The organism is Peribacillus sp. NPDC046944, assembly GCF_050272735.1.
In the GTDB taxonomy this organism is placed as follows: domain Bacteria; phylum Bacillota; class Bacilli; order Bacillales; family DSM-1321; genus Peribacillus.
The window spans coordinates 17281-40963 of record NZ_JBNNML010000004.1 but is presented as its reverse complement, the minus strand read 5'-3'; the positions used below and the strand labels follow the sequence as shown (position 1 = coordinate 40963).

At 41.1% G+C, this 23683-nt stretch carries 20 protein-coding genes and 1 pseudogene; 4 read left to right on the top strand and 17 right to left on the bottom strand.

Going from position 1 to position 23683, the window contains the following annotated elements; translation table 11 throughout:
* Positions 1–108: 108 nt before the first annotated feature.
* From ACQKIC_RS08430 to ACQKIC_RS08400, 7 genes are all read right to left on the bottom strand, one after another.
* Positions 109–1341, bottom strand: a complete 1233-nt coding sequence (locus ACQKIC_RS08430) for a multidrug effflux MFS transporter (protein ID WP_427591007.1) — start codon at positions 1339–1341, stop codon at positions 109–111.
* Positions 1341–2342, bottom strand: a complete 1002-nt coding sequence (locus ACQKIC_RS08425) for a 2-hydroxyacid dehydrogenase (RefSeq protein ID WP_427591006.1) — start codon at positions 2340–2342, stop codon at positions 1341–1343. Before ACQKIC_RS08425 ends, ACQKIC_RS08430 begins: the two co-directional genes overlap by 1 nt.
* A gap of 191 nt (positions 2343–2533) precedes the next feature.
* Positions 2534–3454 carry a ribokinase gene (rbsK, locus tag ACQKIC_RS08420; protein ID WP_402867859.1) on the bottom strand — a complete coding sequence of 307 codons (921 nt, stop codon included), beginning with the start codon at positions 3452–3454 and terminating at the stop codon, positions 2534–2536.
* A gap of 14 nt (positions 3455–3468) precedes the next feature.
* Complete coding sequence (locus tag ACQKIC_RS08415) at positions 3469–4482, bottom strand: aldose 1-epimerase family protein (protein WP_402867858.1); 1014 nt, start codon at positions 4480–4482, stop codon at positions 3469–3471.
* A gap of 174 nt (positions 4483–4656) precedes the next feature.
* On the bottom strand, positions 4657–6003 hold the full coding sequence (gene fucP, locus ACQKIC_RS08410; protein ID WP_402867857.1) for an L-fucose:H+ symporter permease: 1347 nt from the start codon (positions 6001–6003) through the stop codon (positions 4657–4659).
* A 99-nt stretch (positions 6004–6102) separates the two neighbouring features.
* Positions 6103–6768, bottom strand: coding sequence for a deoxyribose-phosphate aldolase (gene deoC, locus ACQKIC_RS08405; protein WP_427591005.1), 666 nt, complete (start codon positions 6766–6768; stop codon positions 6103–6105).
* Between the two features lie 225 nt (positions 6769–6993).
* The gene (locus ACQKIC_RS08400; protein ID WP_403123819.1) at positions 6994–7932 is read right to left on the bottom strand and encodes a sugar-binding transcriptional regulator; all 939 of its coding nucleotides are present in this window, start codon (positions 7930–7932) and stop codon (positions 6994–6996) included.
* 397 nt (positions 7933–8329) lie between these two features.
* Between ACQKIC_RS08400 and ACQKIC_RS08395 the strand changes: the two genes are divergently transcribed.
* On the top strand, positions 8330–9301 hold the full coding sequence (locus ACQKIC_RS08395) for an MBL fold metallo-hydrolase (RefSeq protein ID WP_402987515.1): 972 nt from the start codon (positions 8330–8332) through the stop codon (positions 9299–9301).
* 232 nt (positions 9302–9533) lie between these two features.
* Here the strand turns inward: ACQKIC_RS08395 and ACQKIC_RS08390 are convergent, their stop codons facing one another.
* Together ACQKIC_RS08390 and ACQKIC_RS08385 are read right to left on the bottom strand one after the other, a co-directional pair.
* A complete protein-coding gene (locus ACQKIC_RS08390) occupies positions 9534–10505 on the bottom strand; it encodes a TRM11 family SAM-dependent methyltransferase (RefSeq protein ID WP_402867854.1) in 972 nt (323 codons plus the stop codon).
* A 187-nt stretch (positions 10506–10692) separates the two neighbouring features.
* Entirely contained in the window at positions 10693–11784 is a 1092-nt protein-coding gene (locus ACQKIC_RS08385; protein ID WP_427591004.1) for a CotH kinase family protein, read from the bottom strand.
* 152 nt (positions 11785–11936) lie between these two features.
* On the opposite strand from ACQKIC_RS08385, the pseudogene ACQKIC_RS08380 reads away from it, so the two are divergent.
* Together ACQKIC_RS08380 and ACQKIC_RS08375 are read left to right on the top strand one after the other, a co-directional pair.
* Positions 11937–11990: pseudogene (locus ACQKIC_RS08380) on the top strand (hypothetical protein); the annotation flags it as partial.
* A 7-nt stretch (positions 11991–11997) separates the two neighbouring features.
* Positions 11998–12558, top strand: a complete 561-nt coding sequence (locus ACQKIC_RS08375) for a hypothetical protein (RefSeq protein ID WP_427668620.1) — start codon at positions 11998–12000, stop codon at positions 12556–12558.
* A 179-nt stretch (positions 12559–12737) separates the two neighbouring features.
* Here ACQKIC_RS08375 and ACQKIC_RS08370 read toward each other — a convergent pair whose 3' ends face one another.
* From ACQKIC_RS08370 to ACQKIC_RS08360, 3 genes are read right to left on the bottom strand one after another with little or no spacing between them, the layout of a single operon-like run.
* Entirely contained in the window at positions 12738–13049 is a 312-nt protein-coding gene (locus ACQKIC_RS08370) for a DUF3870 domain-containing protein (protein ID WP_402987507.1), read from the bottom strand.
* Between the two features lie 22 nt (positions 13050–13071).
* A complete protein-coding gene (locus ACQKIC_RS08365) occupies positions 13072–14277 on the bottom strand; it encodes an acyl-CoA dehydrogenase family protein (RefSeq protein ID WP_407406997.1) in 1206 nt (401 codons plus the stop codon).
* A gap of 14 nt (positions 14278–14291) precedes the next feature.
* A complete protein-coding gene (locus ACQKIC_RS08360) occupies positions 14292–15479 on the bottom strand; it encodes a CaiB/BaiF CoA transferase family protein (protein WP_427591003.1) in 1188 nt (395 codons plus the stop codon).
* 422 nt (positions 15480–15901) lie between these two features.
* Between ACQKIC_RS08360 and ACQKIC_RS08355 the strand changes: the two genes are divergently transcribed.
* The gene (locus ACQKIC_RS08355) at positions 15902–16840 is read left to right on the top strand and encodes a DHH family phosphoesterase (RefSeq protein ID WP_402867837.1); all 939 of its coding nucleotides are present in this window, start codon (positions 15902–15904) and stop codon (positions 16838–16840) included.
* 61 nt (positions 16841–16901) lie between these two features.
* Here the strand turns inward: ACQKIC_RS08355 and ACQKIC_RS08350 are convergent, their stop codons facing one another.
* From ACQKIC_RS08350 to xylB, 5 genes are all read right to left on the bottom strand, one after another.
* Entirely contained in the window at positions 16902–17915 is a 1014-nt protein-coding gene (locus ACQKIC_RS08350; protein WP_427591002.1) for an aliphatic sulfonate ABC transporter substrate-binding protein, read from the bottom strand.
* Between the two features lie 35 nt (positions 17916–17950).
* Positions 17951–18709: an ABC transporter permease gene (locus ACQKIC_RS08345; RefSeq protein WP_402867835.1), complete on the bottom strand. Its 759-nt coding sequence runs from the start codon at positions 18707–18709 to the stop codon at positions 17951–17953.
* Complete coding sequence (locus ACQKIC_RS08340; protein ID WP_402955924.1) at positions 18642–19484, bottom strand: ABC transporter ATP-binding protein; 843 nt, start codon at positions 19482–19484, stop codon at positions 18642–18644. The genes ACQKIC_RS08345 and ACQKIC_RS08340 overlap by 68 nt, the downstream gene beginning before the upstream one ends.
* Positions 19485–19801: 317 nt before the next feature.
* Entirely contained in the window at positions 19802–21904 is a 2103-nt protein-coding gene (locus ACQKIC_RS08335; RefSeq protein WP_427591001.1) for a YhgE/Pip family protein, read from the bottom strand.
* 203 nt (positions 21905–22107) lie between these two features.
* A complete protein-coding gene (xylB, locus tag ACQKIC_RS08330) occupies positions 22108–23610 on the bottom strand; it encodes a xylulokinase (protein WP_427591000.1) in 1503 nt (500 codons plus the stop codon).
* Positions 23611–23683: the final 73 nt, after the last annotated feature.

The following is a 23683-nucleotide window of genomic DNA, read 5'->3' as shown; positions in this document are numbered from 1 at the left end:
CTGCCAATAGAAATTTTACATAAGGGAGTCCGGGATTGCTTTTCATGTTTTCTTAAAGAGCCATCCCTCTTACTTCGAACTTTTCAAATAGAGGGTTGGCCACTTTCCTTATGCAACAGCTTTTCTCAAACTGCCTCGGGCGATAAATAGATAAGAGGACATGGCAATAACATGACAGCTTACCATCACGATTCCCATAGGCAGAGGTGAATCACCTCCACCAATCCCCACCAAAGGGGCCATGAGCGAACCTAGTACGAAAGGCAGAAGACCGATTAAAGCCGAGGCACTCCCTGCCGTTTTCCCCTGGTCCTGCATAGCTAATGCGAAACTTGTCGTTCCCACGATCCCGACACTCGAGACAGATAGAAATAAAGCAATTAAAATTCCCGCAATTCCAACTCCCAGAATGATGGACATGAGCAGAATAATCCCGCCAAATAACGCAAGGCCCAACCCTATTTGTAGGAGTTTTTCTTCTTTTATCTTCCCAGCCAGTCTGCCAGTTGTCTGGGATGCAATAATGATCCCTATCCCATTCATCGCAAAGATCAGGCTGAATGTTTGCGGAGAAATACCATAGATATTTTGAAGTACAAAAGGTGAACCTGAGATATAAGCAAACATAGCCGCCGTTACAAACCCTTGAGAAAGTGCATATCCCATAAACACACGATTTTTCAGTAAATCACCGAATGTACGTATTGTATTGGTTATGCCCCCTGTACTTCGTAGGTCTGGTGTGAGTGTTTCCTCTATCCCCCAAAAAGCAGCGGCAACCATAATAACACTTAGAGCAAAAATGACGATGAAAACTCCCCGCCAAGATGTAAATTGTAGCAGTTGCCCTCCTAAAACCGGTGCCAAAATCGGTGCCGCCCCATTCACAAGCATTAACATGGAAAAGAATTTGGTCAAATCCGTACCAGAAAAAAGATCGCGGACAATGGCCCGGGAAATGACAATTCCCCCAGCACCTGCAGCTCCCTGGATGAACCGTAATAATAAAAGCATTTCAATGGAGGGAGCAAAGGCGCATAGCAGAGAAGACACACTATAAATCGACAAAGAGATGATTAACGGGGTCCGTCTCCCCTTCGCATCACTCAGGGGGCCTAAATATATTTGTCCTAATGCCAATCCTAGTAAACAAGCGGTCAAACTGAGCTGAGCCAAAGACGTACTGCTTTGCAGATCATCTGCAAGTGTTGGTAGACCAGGCAAATACATATCAAGTGACAGAGGCCCGATTGCCGCAAAAGAACCGAGCATAAGTGCCATCCATAGTTTTTTTGTTGTCGGCATTTTATTGCTAGTATATATGGTTTCTTTCAATTCCATTATGAATGTCCTCTCCCTTTTTGCACACTTGTTAGTTCTGGATTCACTAGATTGCCAGGAAGGGCGCCCGTCAGGCCTGCCATCAAGTTTTCTGCAGCAAGGCTTGCCATTTTCATTCTCGTGGCGATGCTGGCGCTGCCGATATGTGGGAGTGTCACCACATTAGGTAGGGTCAAGAGAGGGTGATCTAAAGGAACCGGTTCTTCTTCAAATACATCCAAGCCGGCAGCCCAAATTTCTTGGTTTACCAAAGCCTGGTACAATGCCCTTTCATCGACGATATCGCCCCTTGCCGTGTTGATGAGTACGGCCGTCTTTTTCATTAAGGCTAATTGCTCGGCACCGATCATATAGCTAGTTTGGGAAGTGAGTGGCACCATGACACAGACAAAATCCGAAATCTTAAGGAGCTCTTCAAGTGATACAAACTCGATTCCCAACTCTTTTTCTTCTTCAAGTTTACGGCTACGATTATAGTATACAAGATTCATATCAAATCCTTTTGCCCTTTTCGCCAGGGCTTTACCGATCCTTCCCAATCCGATGATTCCTATCGTTGCGCCATGTACATCCTGTCCAGTCAACTGCATCGGGGACCATGTTTTCCATTGATCACTTTTGAGATAACCTGTCGCCTCTACCAATCTTCTGGCCGTTGCAAGCAGCAAGGCAAAAGTTAAGTCCGCTGTCGTTTCCGTCAGAACCCCCGGTGTATTCGTCACCATGATTCCTTTATCTGTCGCGCTTTGTAAATCAATATTGTTATACCCCACAGCCATGTTCGCAATGATTTTTAGGTTAGTCGCCTTCTCCATCAAGGATTCATCGATTTGTTCCGTCAACAAGCAAAATAGACCGTCAACCTCCACTATCTCTTTTTCCAGGACCTCCCTAGGAACCGGAGTCGTTTCATCTTGCCACATCGTTACCTCAAACTTTTCACTTAGGCCATTCACGATTTGGTCTGGCATTTTTCTCGTTATATACACTTTAGGTTTCATAAATAGCCCTCCTACTTACAGATTGATAGTTATGTACTTTTTACGTACATATCTACAATTTCGATAATTGAACATTAATCTCCTTCTCTACCTATTCATTTATACTTATCTTATCTCTACCCATCTCGTTCCACACGAACGTAAAAAGGGGTGTTCCAACAATTGTGGAAGCACCCCTAATACTATGATATTCAAACCTGTTTCTCAAAAAATCCCTTTAACTGGTCTTGATCTGGATAAGAGGATTGCGTTCCGCGTTTTGTTACGCTCAAGGCAGAAAATCCAGTGGCCATCTTGATGGCGTGAAGGATATCTCCATTTTTGACAAAGAAGTGGGCGAAGCATCCGATGAATGAATCTCCGGCTCCAGTAGTGTCAATGGCGGCGACTTCATATGCATCGATCCGTTCCACTTTTTCTTTTGTAACCCACATCACCCCACGGCTTCCAAGTGTCACAATAACATTTTTCACCCCTTGCTCGATAAGGGTTAAAGCTGCCTCCTGCACTTGTTGATCCGTTTCTACTGGCATCTGGGTTAAAATCTCCAGTTCCGTTTCATTAGGAATGAAGAAATCGCACTTGCAAACGTAATCAAAATTCAACTCTTTTGAGGCAGGAGCAGGATTCAATATAACCGGTATATTATTCTCCTTACCGAAGTCAATGGCACGATAAACAGCTGGTAAGGGGATCTCCAATTGAAGAATGATTAAGGAACACTTTTTCAGCTTTTCCCCCGCGTTGTCGATATCCTCGGGTACAAGATATTCATTTGCTCCTTTGATGATTAATATCCGGTTCCTCGATTGTGGGTCCACAAATATCGGTGCCACACCACTTGATGTTCCCGGGACCTTACTTGTAAATTCAGTATCTATTCCATAACGTTCTAGATTGCTAATCGTATTATCTGCAAATAGATCATCTCCGACTTTAGTAAGCATCATGACCTTAGAGCCCATTTTGGCTGCGGCCACTGCCTGGTTGGCTCCTTTTCCACCACACCCAATTTCGAAACTTGGTGCCTCGAGGGTTTCCCCTTCTTTTGGCATTTGGTCAATGTATGAAATTAAATCCACCATATTGGATCCGATAACTGCTATATCCATATTCTATTTCCTCCTTATTTCTTTCCAGTTACAATTGTAAATGATCTTTCCTCACCTGAGGCCAACTTAATTAAGCTTCCTGAATCTTGGGCTGCCAAAAACCCTTCAGGCCGGCATGTAGCGGGCAATACAAATGCTCCAACCTGCTGGTCCTCATTAAACAGTAACCATCTTGTCGCATAATTAAATTCATCCGTAGAGAACGTGGTGAAAAAAGTAGTTCCTTCCGGCGAAGTCATTTCAAAACTTGCTTCTTTCTGATGCTTACTCAATCCATCCATAAAGAAAACAATTTCCGGGTCATACATATCTGGACGGTCCAAAATCGATATAGGTTCCTTGCCTACACGGATTTCTTTATTAAAGTCCAACCACTTTTCAGTAGGTTTCACATGGTCAGGGATGGAGGCACGTAACTCAAACGCACTATTAGGAATGTTTTGCTTCATTACTGCATGATCCAGGTAGGCGTAGTTGGTATGGCACATGTATTGTAGAGGCATGTCTGTGCCAGATAAGTTTTTCACGTACATGCCCATTTCGATGTTGGCTTCCCCAGCAATCATCTTGACGCTTGGCTTAGCGATATAATGATGGCCAAACCCTTTTATGTATTCTGTCGATCCACCAATTTTCACACTATTTTCCGTAACCTCCAGCCAGGCATGGTCCATATTCGCGCAGGCCATCTCACCATGTAAGACATGATCATCCTCAGGTCCTGGACAGCCATTGCTAATCAAACCGGAATGAAAAGCAAAACATCCATATGTATCGACAATTTCATCTACTTGTTTCGGTTGAGTGAACATATTTTTCATCTTCAGTTCAATTCCATCAAAAACTAAGTCCCAAACAATTTGACCTAAATAAGGAAGAACCACCATTTTCCCACGGGAATTTGTCACTTCTATCGCTTCAACTCCAGATGGATAACGAAATAAAGTAACAGTAAACTCGGTACTTCTAAAAAATACTGTAGGGTTTTCTTTGAAGAATCCTCTTTGTAGTTCAATCGTTCCTACCATACTTATCCTTCCTTCCTTCCTTCGAATAACAGCTAACAGGGTCCCCTTAGGAAACCCTGTTACATCCAGAGTTCATTTAAGGGCCCCCTGCCTCTTTTCTTATTATGCTTACTGAGTTTGTCAAAAATGATTGCCGATATAATTGAGGACATAAGCAAAGCTCGAACCTAATTTTCAAGAAATTAATTCGCTTGTTTGTTCTGCATCCTTTTTCATGTTTGCAGACCTTTTCATTTCTCGATAAAAGTAAATGCCTATATACACAAAACATAGCATGGATACGACAAACGCATATTGCATTGATCCCAAAGTGTCTGACACTAACCCTTGAAGAGCCGGTATAACGGCTCCCCCTACAATGGACATTACTAAGATGGCACCCGCCACTTCAGTATATTGCTTATCAACTACAGCTAGAGTTTCTGCATAAATCGTGGCCCAACATGGCCCAAAAAGCATACTAACAACGATTGCCGCATATACAGCAGTCATATTCGGCACGACTGCCACGTAAGCCAATAAAGCTGATCCGAAAACTGCATAAATGACCAAGATTTTAGAAGACGAAAATCTAGCAATCAAAAAGTTTGCAATGAATTTCCCAATGAAAAATCCTATAAAACTATAAATCATAAAGTTTGAAGCAGTTCTTTCATTGATATGTGGATTTAGATGTAAGGCTAACCTGATCGTGAAAGCCCAAACCGTGGTTTGCATTCCCACATATAAAAATTCTGCGATGATTCCATTTCGGAATCGTTTATTTCCAGCCAGGTGCTTCAACGCTTTTAGGATATTTGGAGCCGGTTTAGTGCCATTTTGTTCGACTTTTTCCGGTTTGCATGTTGGAAATTTAGTGAAGAGGAATATCACCAGCACTCCGATTAGTATGAAAATCATATATTTATATGGTTCTAGTGTATGCTGTAACATCTCGATTCCAAAAGCCTGTGCTTCTGCAGGAGACATTTTGGACATTTGAACATGAAGACTTTCGCCTTCCTGGAAAACTAGATATTTTCCTAGCAAAATCCCTAAAATAGATCCAACGGGATAAAACGTTTGGCTAATATTCAGGCGGAGCGTCGCATATTGCTTGGGACCTATCATGGAACTATAGGTATTGGCTGCCGTTTCAAGGAAACCTAAACCGATTGCAATAGCAAAAAGTGCAAACAAGAACATAGTATATGTCGCCAAGTGTGACGCTGGGAAGAATAAAGAACATCCAATGATATAGAAGCATAATCCTGTTATGATGGCAAACTTATAGTTCGTCTTCTTAATAACCATCGAAGCTGGAATGGCTACCAAGAAATAGCCTCCATAAAAAGCACTCTGTACTAAAGCACTAGCGAAATCACTTAATTCGAACACACTTTTGAACTGAGTAATTAATATATCATTCAAACTAGCTGCCACTGCCCACATGGAAAATAATGTGGATAAGAGAATGAATTGTAGAATAGGAGTCCGATTAAGGTATCCATCCGACAGTTGAATTATTTTTGTCTTTGCCATTTTTGTAATCTCCTTATTCAAGTAAGAACCCCTACTGATATTTACCCACTAATGAGTCCAATTGCATTCGGTTTTCAAACGAGGGACTAGCTATCTAAATTAATAGCCTCCATTAACGGCTTCCCCCTGCATGATTTTGACACCTGAGCTCGCGCCAATACGAGTAGCTCCCGCCTTAGCCATCTTTTCTAAATCGTTTTTATCCCGAATTCCTCCAGATGCCTTTACACCTAAATTCGGTCCAACGACCTTTCTCATTAACATTACATCTTCGACATTGGCACCTCCCGTAGAAAATCCGGTGGATGTTTTAACATAATCAGCTCCAGCATTAACGACCAGCTGACATGCACGGACCTTTTCCTCTTCTGTCAATAAGCATGTTTCAATAATCACTTTCAGAAGAGCTTTTCCATGTACAGCATTAGCAACCGCTTTCATATCAGCTTCAACTGCATTATCATTGCCAGCTTTCAAGAGGCCAATGTTGATTACCATATCTACTTCTTCTGCGCCGTTTGAAATAGCGTCTTGCGTTTCGAATACTTTTACTGCTGTAGTAGACGCGCCTAAAGGAAATCCAATGACTGTACAAACTTTTACGTCACTTCCCTTTAATTCTTTCGCTGCAAGTGACACCCATTGTGGATTCACGCAAACGGAAGCAAAACCGTATTCCTTGGCTTCTTCTGCTAATCTAACAATCTCCTTTTCAGTTGCGTCAGCTTTCAGTAGTGTATGGTCAATTAATTTAGCCTTATTCATTTTTAACGGCCCCTTATCCTATTATTTTTCACTATAATTTTTTATCTTTTTTGATTTTTCAATAAAAAAGCGCTTTCACAACCAAATAATACCACGATGTGGAACATATGTAAATTTTAATTTGAAATTTTGTTCAAATATTTTTACAACTTATTCAACTAAATGTTTATAGACATAAAAAAATAAGGTCAGCGCTTTTTAGGCGCCAACCATATATTCTATCTTTTAACACTCTAATAGAGCTTTAGCCGTGAATTGATCTGTAATGAGGGTATTAGCATATTTTCCGATTAATGCTGCCTGGATGGCTTTGATCTTATCTTCGCCTCCAGCAACTAAAATGCTTCTTTCTTTCTTTTGCAATTCTTCTAAATCAATGCCCACTGTGCGGCTATTAATAACTTCATTACAGATGTTCCCCTCTTCATCAAAAAAACGAGAACAAATATCACCTACGGCCGTACGTTGGAGATCCGCTTTCTCCCCTTCACTTAAATAACCAAGTTTAAAAAGTAAAGCATCATCTCTGACCGTACCGACCGTAAATAATGCAATATTCGCTTGTCTACCCATTTCGATGATCCGTTCTATATGCCGATCTTCCTCAACCATCTGCTTAAGTTCTGGCTTATCGAAAATAACAGGTAAAGGTAAATAGCGGGTGACCGTATAATAAGCTTCGGCAAATAGATTGGCAACTTCAGCGGCGTAAGTAAGGCTATACGAATGGCTTACACCGCCTTTTAGCTGAACTACTTCTACACCTTTCACTCGCTTGCTTTTAAGTTGTGAGGCCACTGAAAACAATGTGGTACCCCAGGTAATGCCGATGATATCTCCGTCTTTTACGATTTTGTGTAAAAATTCGGCGGCAGTCCGCCCGATATGCTTAGTTATCTCCTCATACTCATTAAGTGGGGAATATGAAACGCTTACATGATCCAATCCATACCGTTCCTTTAACTGTTTTGAGAGTTCGTCCACATCTTCTAACGGGTCTTTAATGTGTATACTTACGTAGCCCTGCTCCTTCGCATATTGCAACAACCTAGAAACCGTTGGTCGCGACACGCCAAGGCGTGCACAAATCTCTTGTTGACTATAATCCGATTCATAGTATAGTCTTGCAGCCGCAATACTGAGCCTTTGTTTATCTTGATCCATACATGCCCTCATTTCTTCTGTCATTCCGATTATCACCTTTTAGTTTACATGGAATAATGCCCATCCAATCTGTTAAATTAACCATATACTAAAACTTGCATGGCGAGAAGATTAATTTACATAAAAATATAAAAAAGGTAAATTTAGTTATAGAAAAAAATCCACCAGTACGATAAGCGATTCAGGAAAATTATCTTGCTATTACAATATAAATGTTTCATTTTTCAGAATTTACTTTAAATAAAACAAATAGTAAGCTAAAGGTATAACTATCGTTTATTAATAAATTGAACTTTAAGGATCGTTCATTCATTTATAAGCTTGAGTGATTCATTGATACAGCATAAATGAATAAACCTTCCTTCCAAAAGTTCATTCATTTCAGGGGGAACAAGGGATGCTCATGAAAAACCGGTCAACACTTAAGATTCACCCAGTTATAGCGCCAAGTGCACTCGCATTGAAAAGTATAAACTTTTATTTAGTGGAACAGAATGAGTCCCTTACGCTGGTGGATGCTGGCATGAATGATGATGTTTGTTGGGACGCTTTACAACACACATTAGAGGAAAATAGCCTAAAGCTTGAAGATATTACAGAGATTCTCCTGACCCATCATCACGGGGATCACGTGGGACTCGTTAACCGTATCACTGAGCCTCACCCGATTCCTGTTTATGCTCACTCTAAATCCATACCAAGGTTAAAGCGAGATCCGGATTTTCTTAGCATGAGGATTGAGTTCTATAAACGACTTTACGTTCAGATGGGCTGTGGGGAACTTGGAGATAAACAAGTGGCCTATTTATTCAATGCCGTCAATAATAACAAAGATCAAAAAATCAATAGTGAAATCATCGAGATTAAGGAAAACCAATTATTAAATTTTGAAGTGATTCATTTTCCCGGTCATGCACCAGACCAAATTGCCTTTCTTGATAAAAGCGAGAACCGACTTCTTGCTGGAGACTTATTAATTGAACATATCTCTAGTAATGCATTGGTGGAGCCCGATGAAAACGGCCAAAGGATGCGGACTCTAGTAGACCATATTGAATCGTTGGAGCGCTGTTTGGCATTAGGGGTGGATATCCTTTACCCTGGACACGGAAACATCATCTATCAAGCAGGTCCATTAATAGAAAAAAGGCTCCGTAACATTGAAACAAAATCCAAGAAAATCCTCGCTTTAATTGAAGCTGGAATAACAACAGGGAATGAGTTAGCAAAAAACTATTACAAAGAAAAATATTTAAAAGAGTTCCCACTTGTCATGTCGGAGATCATCGGACATTTAGATTACTTGGAGTACCAAGGAAAAATCGACAAATACTCTAGTGGAAATGTGATTCACTATACCGCTAGATAAGGGTAATATCCTGGTCATCCGGTCTTGGCAACCTAGAGGCTATGCCATCGAACGCAAGGATTTGCTTCACACAAAACAGCCGATAAGCACGATGATTTCGGTCGTTTTCGATTGATGGCTAAGGAATAACAGACATATAAAAAAGGAAGAGTATGCACCACTCTTCCTTTCTTATCTATTAACTTTAATAGACAACTTGATTAGGGATACTTCTACATATCCAACGAGGCTTTTATACACACACCACAATTTGCCTAGAAAATACACCTTTTTTCGCTAGACAACGATCCGCAATTTCAAAGCCCGCTTCATGAATCATATCATCCATCGTATCGATGGTTACTACAACCACCTTGTCCGCAAAACGACGAGCATGTTTAAGAATCGAAAGTTGGTCTTCCGGCGTAGCATGTGTATAAAGATTATACGGCATATCTATGATGGCTGCGTCATAGTGTTCCGTAACCTCTGAAATCGGTCCTGTTGTTACATCGCCTTCCAGCCCGAAGTAAGCAATATTTTCCCTAGACCCATCCGTAACTAGAGGGTTGATGTCACGACCAACAATATCGATTCCCATGGATAATGCTTCCACCAATACCGTCCCTATTCCGCAACATGGATCAATGGCTTTTACCCCCTCTGGATGTGGTACGGCAATATTGGCAATCGCTCTTGCGACCCGGGTACTAAGTGCCGTTGAATACTCACGGGGTTTCTTCAAATGATGTAACCAAACCGGTTCGGGTTTGACGAATTCCCCAAAGTACCAACGTCCTTCGAATGGCACAATCCCATAAGTTTGATCTGGATTGCGCACATCTGCCTTACTCTGGATATGCCAGCCAATTTCCCTCTCAATGGCACGTTGTCCATCATAATCAATTTTGTCTTCTATATTCAAATCATTTATTTTAATAAATAGGACTTTAAATGTTGAATCGGTAATTGGAAGTTGCTTTACCTGTTCAACGATTTCAGATATGCTTTCCCCTTCGTACATAATATCGACACGTCCCTTGATAAAAGGACTTCTGCTCGGATCAATTTTGATGTCACTTTTTAAAATATTGACTTCGGTCTTACAACCAAAGAGCGAACGCGTTTCCATATTACATAATGAACGTTCGTCTGGAGTGCACGTAAAAGTATATATATACGCCGGTATACGGCTTTCATTGTTCAAACTATTCCCATCCTTCATCACTTAAGATTATATCTTTCTATCAAACATAGCCGTAAGTGGATAGAAATGCAAATGAAAAAAATAGCAGGAATACTGATTTTTCAGTGTTCCTGCTATTTTAATAAATACGTTACCATTCCACTTGCTGTAAGAATGGAAGGTGGAAAATAACCTTGCCTAACCCCAACGAATTCACACTATTCATTTAATCTAACTTATGCAATTGACTACGAATATATTTTGCCCGAGCCTCTATATATTTTAAAATAAAATTAGGTTCATTCTCAAATGCCTCGATATTGTCCCGGACATATCTATCTCTTGGCATATATGGTTTGATCAGGCTATGCATTTCATGAATGATGGGTTCCATATACCTCACGTTAAACTGGTTATTCATAATCTCTTTTAGAAGACTTTGATACCGTTTACGGAATGCAGCTATATCAAGAATTCTTGCGGTCAATGTATTGAAGCCTCTGATTCCAACATAATCTTCTTCCATCACTTTACCATTTACATCCCTGCCCCATGTCGCATCGTAATCCCAAGGGATGATTTCGAAAAGTCCCGTTTCTCCATTCCGGTATAAAGCATAATTATGGACAAATCCATCGTAATTCTGTGTAAAAACGACACCTGCCAACCAGCGGAGATACTTTTCTACATTGACGTACTTTCCAATTTCCTTCTCAAAGTCCGCTCTTGGTATCGTATTGATTTTTATGATTAGCTCGTGTAAGTACAAATCATCCTGAGCTGTCCCACATTTTCTTTCATACCCGATTTCCAGGGATTTCTTAACTTCCTTATCCAAATCACTCATCAATGAGAAATTAGCATCGCCATCCACTGCATAAAAAATGGATCCTTCAGGCAAATGGCTATTCCTCAAGTAATGTTCATCCACAGATTCCAATTCTAAATAAATCCCTTCATCCTTTCCATTAAGATTAAGGAAAACGAATTGGGACCTCGGTGATAAAGTTCCGATATCTGCGAAAAAATCTAAAGATAGTTTATTCCTCAGCAGAGATTTATCCTTATATTCAGCATTCAGATGAACTTCTTTAGCCTTTCGGTACATACTCGGTTTATAAAAAGCCACATGATAGGACTTCTTCCGGAAACCCCGGATGTGGGAGCCACGATAAACGATATCGATATCCAATTTTTTCTTTTCTATCGATAATTTTGCAGGGACGGGGTCATTACTCCAAATATCCCTACGAAGCTCGATTAAGTTTACAGGGGGAATAAAAAGATGGTAAACCGGTAGATTCTTGTCAGTATTCATTAAAACCTTCCCTTTCATTTTCATTTTACTTTATGAAAAAAAACGAAGGATGCCACTAAAGCCATCAATTTATTTTGGAAATATGTGTGTTTACCATAAGCACTTTTCGTACAAGCCGCATATTTTAGCTAGTGAAAAGGGGGAATGAATGTATGTCAACTAAATTTAAAGAAATTCAAAAAGCGGTGGAAATGGTGAATTCGTTTGGGTTAGATGAATTCCTATTCCAAGACCCACGTTCAAAAAACCGGTCATCACGGAAGAAGAATAAGAAAAACAAGAAAAATAATAAAAAGCGTAGTACTAGACGTTCAACACGTGGTACCCAACGCCGCACTAGCCGGAACCGCTCTACTTGTGGTACTCGTCGTCGTACTAGCCGGAATCGCTCTACTTGCAGCACTCAACGTCGCACTAGCCGGAATCGCTCTACTTGCAGCACTCAACGTCGCACTAGCCGGAATCGCTCTACTTGCAGCACTCAACGTCGCACTAGCCGGAATCGTTCTACTTGCCGCTCTACACGTCGTTCTAGCAGAAATCGTTCTACTTGCCGCTCTAACCGTCGTTCTAGCCGGAACCGTTCTACTTGCCGCTCTACACGTCGTTCTAGCCGGAACCGTTCTACTTGCCGCTCTAACCGTCGTTCTAGCAGAAATCGTCGTTCCACTAGGAACCGCAGATTCCATGGCAAAGGTTCTTTCGATTTCCACAAGAACTGGAAATGGAAATTCTGATTACAGGCAATTAATCAGAAGTAATATAGATCATTGAGACCCATTTTTGAAAGGTGATAGATTTTTTATCACCTCTTTTTACATAGTCATACAGCTCCATGAATGTTTTATATGTAGCTGAGTGAAAGCATGAACCTAAACATTGAATGTGCCATACCCTTACATTAAAAAAGATGGATTCACCAGATTACTAACCTGGAAAACCCATCTCATTCCTTATTTAACGGAGATCAATTCGAACTGAACATAAACATCTTTCAGACCTGCTTGAATGGCTTGACCTGCCTTCCCCCGATAATACAATTGCACGCGTTCAATCAATTCATCAATTCCATCATTTAAACAATAACCACGAAGTAACTGGCGGATGAATTCCCTGCCATGTTCTGTAGCAAGCGTACAGGAGGCATCGACAATTACGCCATATTTAAGGTCCAGTTCTACCGTAATCGTGATGGAGTCATAGAGATTTCTTGCCGCCATACCTTGTGGGAGTTTAGCATGCCCTGCAATAAAATATGTGTTCATCATCTGATCTCCTTATTTGTAATTAATGGACAGAAACCTGCTCAAATGGCCATGCAGGCAATTGCTTGCGAAGTTCTTTATCCTGTCTGTATCCCAATGCATATTCTCCTTGCATGACCGTATGGATTTCTCGTGTTCCTTCATAAATGACCGGAGCTTTTGAATTCCTTAGGAACCGTTCCACTGGATATTCATCTGAATAACCATAGGCTCCATGGATCTGCACCGCATCATTCGCCGCTTCATTTGCTGCATCACATGAAATCCATTTAGCAAGTGACGTTTCTTGTGTATTTCGCTTTCCTTGATTTTTTAAAGTCCCTGCTTTAAAGACCAATAATCTAGCAATTTCTAAATTCGCTGACATTTTGGCTATCATCTGTTGTACAAGCTGATGCCTGCCGATCTCTTTACCAAATGTACTGCGCTCATGGCAATACTTTAAGCTCGCTTCCAGACTTGCGCCAATCAGGCCTACTGCGCCGGCAGCTACCGTAAACCGTCCATTGTCCAAGGCAGACATGGAAATTTTAAACCCTTCCCCTTCTTCGCCCAATCTATTGGCAACCGGAACTTTAACATCCGTTAAAAAGACTTCACCTGTATTACCGGCACGAATCCCTAGCTTTCCTTTGATTGCTTTCGATTCAACGCCATCAAACGTACGCTCAACGATAAATGCCGTAATTCCTTTGGAGCCTAGGTCATGATCCGTTTTCGCAAAAATGAGGAAATGGTCCGCATAATCGCAAAGAGAAATCCATGTTTTTGATCCATTTAAAATGTAATAATCACCATCTCGTTTAGCCGTTGATTTCATGGCTGCAACGTCTGACCCAGCATTAGGCTCAGTGAGGCCGAAAGCACCAATCTTCGTGCCTTTTGCTTGTGGCACTAAATACTTCTGTTTTTGTTCTTCGGTTCCCCACTGCAACAGTGTCATGCTATTTAACCCGGTATGTACGGACACCGCAGTCCGGTAAGCCGTGTCGCCACGCTCCAATTCCTCACACACGATGGCGAGTGTATTATAATCCATGCCGACTCCGCCATATTCTTCAGGAATGCACACACCCATCAATTGCAATTCAGCCAATCTCTTTAAAATATGTGGCTGAAACTCTCCTTGTCGGTCCCATTCTTGAATATATGGAATGATTTCCTTATCAACAAATTTCCTTACCACTTTTTTTACACTTTTCTGTTCTTCTGTTAATTCGAAATTCATCATCTAAATTCCTCCTAAATAATTTTATTTTGTTTGAATTTGGTTATGTCTTCCGGGCTATACCCCAATTCTTCTAAAATGGATTCTGTATGCTCCCCATACAGCGGTGGATGCTTTCTCATCATAACCGGAGTTTTTGAAAGTTTTAAAGGCGACCCAGTCACTCTTAGGTTGCCAACCTTTGGATGGTCCATCTCCACTAACATTTCCCTTGCCTGTATTTGGGGATCCTCGAACATTTCGGCAATGGTTTGAATAGGACCATTAGGAATCCCGGCTATATCCAATTGCGTTTTCCACTCTTTCTTCGTCTTGCTTTTTAATAAAGCTTCTATAATCGGTATTAATTCCTCTTTATTCTGCAAACGATCTTTATTGTGCATAAAAGGCTCATGATCCGCCAATTCCGGCCTTCCTAAAACCGTCGTGAATCTCTTAAATTGCTCATCATTCCCAACAGCGACGACTAGTTCCCCATCACTTGCGTGGAAAACTTGATAAGGGACGATATTGGGATGTTGATTTCCCATTCGCTTAGGAGATATATCATTGAACAAATAATTGCTGGCGACATTCACTAAGGAAGCTACTTGACAATCCATCAATGCAATGTCGATCTCCTGACCTTCCCCCGTATTGTTCCGATGATGCAAGGCTGATAAAATTCCAATACAGGTATATAACCCTGTCAGGACATCAGCTATCGCCACCCCCACTTTCATGGGGCTTCCATCACTCTCGCCCGTGATGCTCATCAGGCCGCTCATCGCTTGAATGATATAATCATAGCCTGGTAAATCTTTATAAGGACCGGTTAATCCGAATCCTGTGATTGACGCCATAATCAAATGAGGATTTACTTCTTTTAATTGTTCATATCCCACACCCATTTTTTCCAGTGTGCCTGCCTTGAAGTTTTGAACGACAATATCCCCTGTCGATACTAGCTTACGAAATATTTCTTTCCCCTGTTCAGACTTTAAATTCAATGTCATACTTTCTTTGTTGCGATTGGCACATAAATAGTAAGCGCTTTCTCCCCCGGCGAAAGGTGGACCCCATCCTCTCGTTTCATCTCCTGATTCATGATGTTCCACTTTGATAACTTCCGCTCCCAAATCACCAAGAATCATCGAGCAGAACGGTCCCGCCAATACACGAGAGACGTCAATGATCCTTATTCCTTCCAAGGCCCCTTTCATCACCTCACCCCTTTCCGATTGTTGATATATACAAAAAGAGCCAGTAAAACAAACAATGTGATTACATTGTACGTTTCACTGACTCTTATCCATGGCTTGTCTTCCGACAAAGGAAGATCAAGTGAACAAAGTCAATTTTATAAATACTCTTTTAAAACAAGCCGGCCATGCAGCAAGGTAAGTCACTGTCATCGGTTTGGTAAATTAAGTATAAGATAGTTGTTTGAATTTTGCAATAATTATATTCAGATTATGGATATTGATCGTTCGCAAATTTATCATGATCGTTGTTCTCCTCCCCCTTTACACTAAAGGTATGGAGAATGAAGCTCTGGCCTTGCTTCTTTCCCCTTCTGTCTATAAAATTTAAAGATATAAACGCTTAGTTCGACAAGTCCATTAATGGTAAGGGGGATTTAACAGTGGACGATATAAAGAAAGAAATCGTTGAAGCCATCAAGCAATATTCAACGATCATCATTCACCGCCATCTTAATCCAGACCCGGATGCACTGGGGTCTCAAATCGGACTTCTACACGTGATAAAGCACTCATATCCATCCAAGGTTGTTCATGCAGTGGGAGAAGAAGTAGGTCGGCTCCAATTCATTGGAAGGATGGATGTTATCCCCGATGATGTTTATAGAGATGCATTAGTGGTTGTGTGCGATACCGCTAATCTTTCACGCATTAGTGATTCACGATACAAAATGGGGAAAAGGTTGATTAAGATCGATCATCATCCCGATCAAGAGTCCTTCGGCGATCCTTCGTGGGTGGATCCTTCTTTCAGCTCAGCAAGTGAGATGCTTGTTGACCTATGTTTGGGTTTCCCTGATGACCTTAAATTAAACAAAGAAGCTGCCCGTGCCTTTTATACCGGCATCATTGGTGATACCGGTAATTTTCAAAAAGGCAAAATATCTCCCGGGACTTTAGAAATCGCATCGATATTACGGTCGTATAATTTTCAGCCAGAAAGAATCCACAACTTCTTGAATATAAAAACCAAGCATTCTTCCCATCTTCAAAGGGATATTATGATGAGCTATAAGAGGACCGATAAAGGGGTAGCCTACTTCGTCATGACTGAGGAGATGTTAAGCAAGTATGATATAGACCGGACCGAAGCCTCGAATTTAATTAATACTCTTTCCGGGTTAAAAGGAGTGAGGATTTGGGTGTTCTTCATAGAATATCCCGAAGAAATCCGGGTCAGGATCCGTTCACGAAACACCCCGATTGATTCAGTTGCACGCATGTTTAATGGGGGAGGGCATCCCTTTGCGTCCGGAGCGAACATCCCTACTTGGGAGGCAGTTGATCAGGTCATACACGCTTTGAACCAAGTTTGTCCCTGAGTTGGTTGGTGAAAGAAGCGTAAGAGAAACGCCCGAGCCATATGGCCCGGGCGTTATGTTTTTATTTCGATACTTCTTCAAGAGTCGATAAATCGATCATCCCTTTAATATCGGCGCTAGGAATGTATCCAGCCTCTTTACTAATATCAGCCATTTCCTGAATGACGTCCTCATTAACATTCGTTGTCACTTCCAAGCGTGAAAAGGCAGCGGCCACCTCTTCCTTGCTTAATTCTTTTCCAGTCAAGTCCTTAAGATGCTTAATGACTAGCTCTTGGCTTTCTTCCGGATTGTTTTGGATGAAATCAACCGCTTTTTTGTGGGCTTTCAAATAGGCAGTGGAAAGACCTTTTTTATCTAAGAACTTCTGGCTTGCAGCCACCACTGTGTTTGGTGAATCTTTGCCCCAAGCAAATTCATCCCAGTTAAGCAATAGCTTCCCGTTTGCTTGATTTTCCAAAACGTATCCCCAAGGTTCCTGAGTAGCAGCTGCATCCACTGTTTTTTGGACAAAAAGTGCTGCTGTGTCAGCAGGTGCTGATGCAAATAACTCCACTGTACCACCATTTGTAGTCGGTTTAAGGCCAACATCTTTAAGGGCCTTTCTAAGCATGACGTCCTGAGTGCTTCCGATGACAGGGATCGCAACTTTTTTACCGTCCAAATCTTTTAAATCCGAAATTTTACTGCTTTCACCTGACACAAGAACTGCTCCACCGTTTACAGCCCCGGAAATTAAGTGGTATTCCGGATTTTTCACGTAAAAGTTAAGTAACGGACCAGGACCGGTTGTTCCGACATCGATAGCCTTCGTAGCCATCGCTTCCATAAATAGCCCACCGTTGGCCACTGTTTTCGTTTTAATGGTTACGTCTTCACCGAATTCTTCTTTAAAGTAGCCCTTTTCAAGCGCAATGATTGTTGCACTATGAGTCAGATTAGGGAAATACCCGATATTCACGGTTTGTTTTTCTGAATCTTTACCTTCTTCGTTATTCGAAGATTCTGTGCAACCACTTACTATTCCAATTAACAATACGGACATAATAAGAGTAAATAATGTTTTTTTCAGCATCTGTCTCTCTCCTCTTATCCTATTATTTTATTAACCTACCTTTGATTTACTCCCCATTTAACTTGAACATTACGTTCCAAGCGGGAGAAAACAACATTATCTACAATGGTTCCAATAATCGCAATGATGATCATGACGGAAATAACCAGGTCCATTTGACCGAGCGATCTTCCCATTTCCAGAAGCTGCCCGAGACCTCCGCCTCCTCCGAGTAACTCACCCGCCATTAATGCACGCCAAGAGAATGCCCAAGCGATTCGAAGACCAGAAATGATTTGTGGGACAGATGCGGGCAGAATCACGGTTCTCAAGAAATGAAATCCGCTTGAACCATAAGTTTTAGCCACTCTTTGATATAGCTGGGGCACATTTTTGAACCCGCTTGTTGCATTGACTGTCATCGTCCAGGTCGCGCCGATGGTAACGATAAAAAGGATGGAAAAATCATTCAAGCCAAACCAGATGATCGCTAACGGGAACCATACGATACTTGGTATCGATTGTAAGGCTGTTACAACAAAACCAAGCGTATCTTCTACAAGCTTATAACGCCAAATGAAGTATCCTAAAATAAGACCGATAATGATGGCGATGGTGAACCCAATCAAGATGCGTCCCATGCTCTTTCCGACAGCTTCGGTGATTTGTCCACTCACTATTCCATTAAACAGGGTTTCAAGGACCTGAGTCAGGCTAGGAAACATGAAATCCGGAAGGCTTGATAATCTAGATGTGACTTCCCATATCCCCGCTATCATCGCGATGAATATGATTCGTCTTAAAGCTGTAATCATTCCCCATTTCCTCCTTCAGCACTTTTTCAATTTCCTCCTGTAAAATCGATAATACCCTTTGTTCGGTGTTCAACGTCACACTATCCGGCATGACCCCATCTTTCATGGAAGGAACGGAAATCGTCTCTTTGATTTTTCCCGGTCGGGTTGCAAAAACTACGATTTTCTCCGAAAGCTGAACTGCTTCACGAATATTATGCGTGACAAAAAAGATCGTCACTTTTGTTTTTCTCCAGATTTCAAGTAACTCTTTATGCAATACCATTCTCGTCTGCTCATCAAGTGCAGAAAATGGCTCATCCATCAATAGAATATCCGGTTCCATCACAAGTGCTCTGGCGATGGCGACTCTCTGCTTCATTCCACCTGAAAGCTGATGTGGATAGGAGTCTACATAGCGACTAAGATGAACCATTTTTAAAATATCCAACGCCTTTTCTTTCGCTTTTTCTTTAGGCATTTTCTTCAACTTCAACCCGTACGTGACATTTTCAAGCACCGTCAACCAGGGAAATAACCCTGCTTCTTGAAATACAACCACTCGTTCGGGTCCCGGCTTCGAAACCTTTTTTCCAGCCACCCGGATGTCGCCTGAATCTGCTTTATCGAGACCGGCTATTAAATAAAGAAGGGTCGATTTGCCACAACCTGACGGCCCAACGATTGAAACAAAGCTTCCCTTTTCAACCTCTATATTGATATCATCGAGTACCTTTATACTTTCTTTCTTTTCATTCATAAAGCTTTTTTCAATTCCGTCTACTGTTAAATACACTGAGACACCCCACTTTTAAATCACACTAATTGACTAGACATTATTCCTTAATAATGATTAATCCAATCGTTTTTGTCAACTATAAAAATGCAAGAATTCTAACTTTTTTGTATTTTGTTGCCACTCACCAAATTATGGAGATATACTACAATACTACATATTTTAGTAAAATCTATTTTTTCATATGATGAACAAGGAAAAACAACTTCCCCTATAGGTAAATCGACTATTTTAAAATAATAATCCACTGCCTATGTATACAAAAAAAGGTTCCTGCGTCCAGAAACCTTTTCTTTATTTCATATGCAAAGGATGATTTAAAAAAGTCTGCTTCGATATAATTTATCTTTCATTTTTTGTGTTCGACGGTGAAAAGGCTTCTTCAGGATCACACCCAATAAAAGGGTGACCAAGATAAAGAGTAACAACACCAGAATATCTTTTGTAGCAGTAGTCCAAGTGATTCCACCGACAGCTTCACGAAGTAAGCTAACGGCATAGGTAAATGGCAAGAAAGGATTGATATGTTGAAAAAAAGGCGGTGTCACTTGAATGGGGAAGGTCCCACCGGAACTTGAAATTTGAAGGACCATCAAAATCACGCTGATCCCTTTGCCTACATTTCCAAGAACGGATACAAATGTGTATACAAGTAGTGTAAATACTGCACTAATCAATACAGAAAACAAGACATACTCCCATTTATCTGCAACATATACCTCGAGAAGAAGAAGATTCCCTATGGATACGATTAATGCCTGCATGCATCCAATAATTAAGAAAATTAGGTACCTTCCTATATATATCTGATATGGACTATACACTTGTTGAGAAATATCCACGCTCAGTATCGAGATTAATACTGTCCCCCCTACCCAAAGCGAAAGAGCTGTGAAGAATGGCGACATCGCCGAACCGTAGTTAGGAATTGGGAAAAGACTATGTTGATTAAGAAGGACGGGTTCAGAAAAAAAGTCACTTTCTTTCTCAATATCATTTCGCAAAAAACGAATGACATCCTCGATATTATAACTCTTGTCTATCTCTCTCATTTTATTAGCAAGCCCTCGGATTTTGTTCTCAACCTCTGGAAAGTTATTCTGTAACCTATCGATTTCCTCTGTCCGTGATAATAAGGTTTGATTGCTCTCTCCCAATAGTGCTTTAACCTCAGGAAGGGCTTGTCCCCCTTCCTCCAGTGTCATTTCCACTTTTTCTAAAAGTGCATGTGCTTCATTCCCTAGCTTTTCAAATTTCACCCCTGTATCGTCTTGATAATCGGTTTGCAGTTCGTTCAATACACTAAGGTTGCTTTCCCCATGACCAGTAAGTGAATCAAAGGCTTGTTCATTCAATGCCTGCAGTTGGTTTGACGTATTTTCGCGCAACTCATTTACGGAATATATCTCTGGTTGTAACACGTTTTTCCCATTGAACTGATTGACCCTCACCAATAGATTATAGATACTTTCTAATAAGTACCTATCCTTTTTCAGTCTACTTCTTCCTTCTTCTGTCAGTTCATATACTTCATCGTCGGTTAAACCTTGCTCCTTCAATCGGTCGGCTATTCCTATAACCGATTCATTATCACTCCTTACTATTGCAAGGTCATCTTCTAGGAGTGGATTAATGGCATGAAAAGCCGCTTGAGCTGAATCAACATAAACGGAAACATTGGATACCATTTGTTCTTTTTGTGATGTAATATTTTCTACCGTTTTCAGACTATCGTTGACCTTTACAATTATGTCCTCAGCTTTAGTCACATGCTTATGGACTGTGTTAATACTTTGTTCAAGCTCGGGCAACTCCCCTTCTAAAACGTACACCATATTCTTCATTTTTTGGATCGTCGGAAGCTCGTTTTGCAACGTGATCCCCAGTTCATTAAAAATGGAGAGTATACTTCCACTGGCCGTTTTAACGAAGCTTTTGCTGACATTGTCCACAATGCTATTGGCTCCTGCCGCCGTCATTTTCGGTGCGATGCTATTGATTTTTTCGTTTACGTAATAATCGATTTCGGCCTTGATGGGATCCTCCGTCATGATGGTCGCTATATGCTCAGAGAAGTTTTCTGGAATGATGATAGATGCGTAGTAATCCCCATTCTTCACTTTTGAAATTACTTCCTCCTCCGTCGTGAATCTCCAGCCAAGGTCTGAATTTCCCTTTAACCCTTGCACCACTTCTTCTCCTATATTTATCGATTCACCATTCAACTCCGCTCCCCTATCGTTATTGGCAACCCCTACGAGGATTCCTCCCGTATTTGCGTATGGGTCCCAAGAAGCAACAATATTAAACCAAGCGTAAATGGAAGGAATCAACATAAGAAAAATGATAACGATACACACAAATAAATTTTTATAAATACTTTTTATATCATCTATGAAAATTCCCCAAATCTTTCTCAAGACAGACCTCCGGTATTCATTTTCCATAGTAGTATGGGGGTAGGAAGATGCTTCAATACCATGTAAACATATCCATCCTTTCACATAAAAAGAAGTAGCTATCAAATGACAGCTACTTCTTTCAGGATTATTCATTTTTTCTTCTATATAAAGCGAAAGAATACCTCTTCCTGGAAGAATTAACCTCGTTCGCTCATTCTAGACTAATGATTGCGGAAAATCTTCAGCTCTTCATTCAGTTCCTTTGTCTGATTATATACCTTTTTGTACACATCAAATAGCAAGGCATACTTTTCGACATTAGCCGTTATCGGCTTATAGGACTTTTCTTCTGAAATGAATACCTCTGCACATGCTTGCAACGAATCATACCAGCCGCTACCATATGCAGCAAGCATTGCAGCACCAACTGCCGGGCCCTGTTCACTTGATAATTTAACGATCGTCGCATTGAAAACATCAGCCTGCATTTGTAGCCACGTTTCATTTTTTGCTCCTCCACCAATGGATATGACCGTATCGATCAACTTCCCGTTTTTTCTGAATATGTCGATGGATTCATTCAAAGAGAAAGTAATGCCTTCAAGGACAGCCCTAGCAAAATCAATTCGCTTATGAGAAGAATCCATGCCAATAAAGCTTCCACGAATGGTCGCATCGGGATATGGTGTCCTCTCGCCAGATATATATGGGGTAAATAATAGACCATTTGCCCCTATTGGAACGTTAGCAACACCCTTCAGAACCGTATCGAATTCTTCCCCACTTGCAAAAGTATCCTTAAACCAGCTTAAGCTATGCCCTGCAGATAAGGTCACACCCATTGTGTAAAAAGTATTTTCTTCACCATGATTAAAATAATGAACTTTTCCTCCAAAATCACGGTCATTCTTTTCTTCATAGGAGAGAACCACACCAGAAGTACCGATACTGCAAAGCGTTTTCCCCTCGGAAAGGATGCCCGACCCGATTGCACCACATGCATTGTCGGCCCCTCCGGCAAACACTTTTGTTTTTTTCGCCAAACCCGTTTGGACTGAAAAGTCTGCTGTGATTTCTCCGACACACTCACTCGATTCTACCAAAGGCGGACATAGTGTTACGTCGACACCGACAAGTTCACACATTTCACCGCTCCATTGTTTTTTTGCCACATCCATTAGAAGAGTTCCGGCAGCATCGGAATATTCACTATGTATTTTTCCTGTCATCGCATAACGAACATAGTCTTTTGGCAGCAGGAAGACATCTGCTTGATGATAGATTTCCGGTTCATATTGCTTGACCCAAAGCAATTTCGGTAGGGTAAATCCTTCAAGCGCCTGATTTTTTGTGATTTCCAATAGCCTTTTCTCGCCAATACATTCATAAGTTTGACGGCATTGTTCCGTTGTTCTTGTATCATTCCATAGAATCGCATTTCGAAGGACATTCCCTTCTTGGTCCAATAAAACAAGACCGTGCATTTGCCCGGAAAAACTAATTCCTTCAATGTCATTTGTGTCCCCATCGAATTTCCTGACTAACTCTCTGAGCGCTTCTGTCGTCTTATCAATCCATCCCTTGGGATCTTGTTCATTGAACCCTGGTTGTACCTGTATGAGGGGGTATGACTTTGAAATCTCGTCGCACACCTTTCCTTGTTGATTCATCAATAAAACCTTTACCGCACTCGTCCCTAAATCCACGCCGATGACATATTTCATGTTCCACCATCCTCTATTCAATTTAGAAAAATGTGCTGGAAATCCTTTTGGGACCCAGCACATCATAATGAAA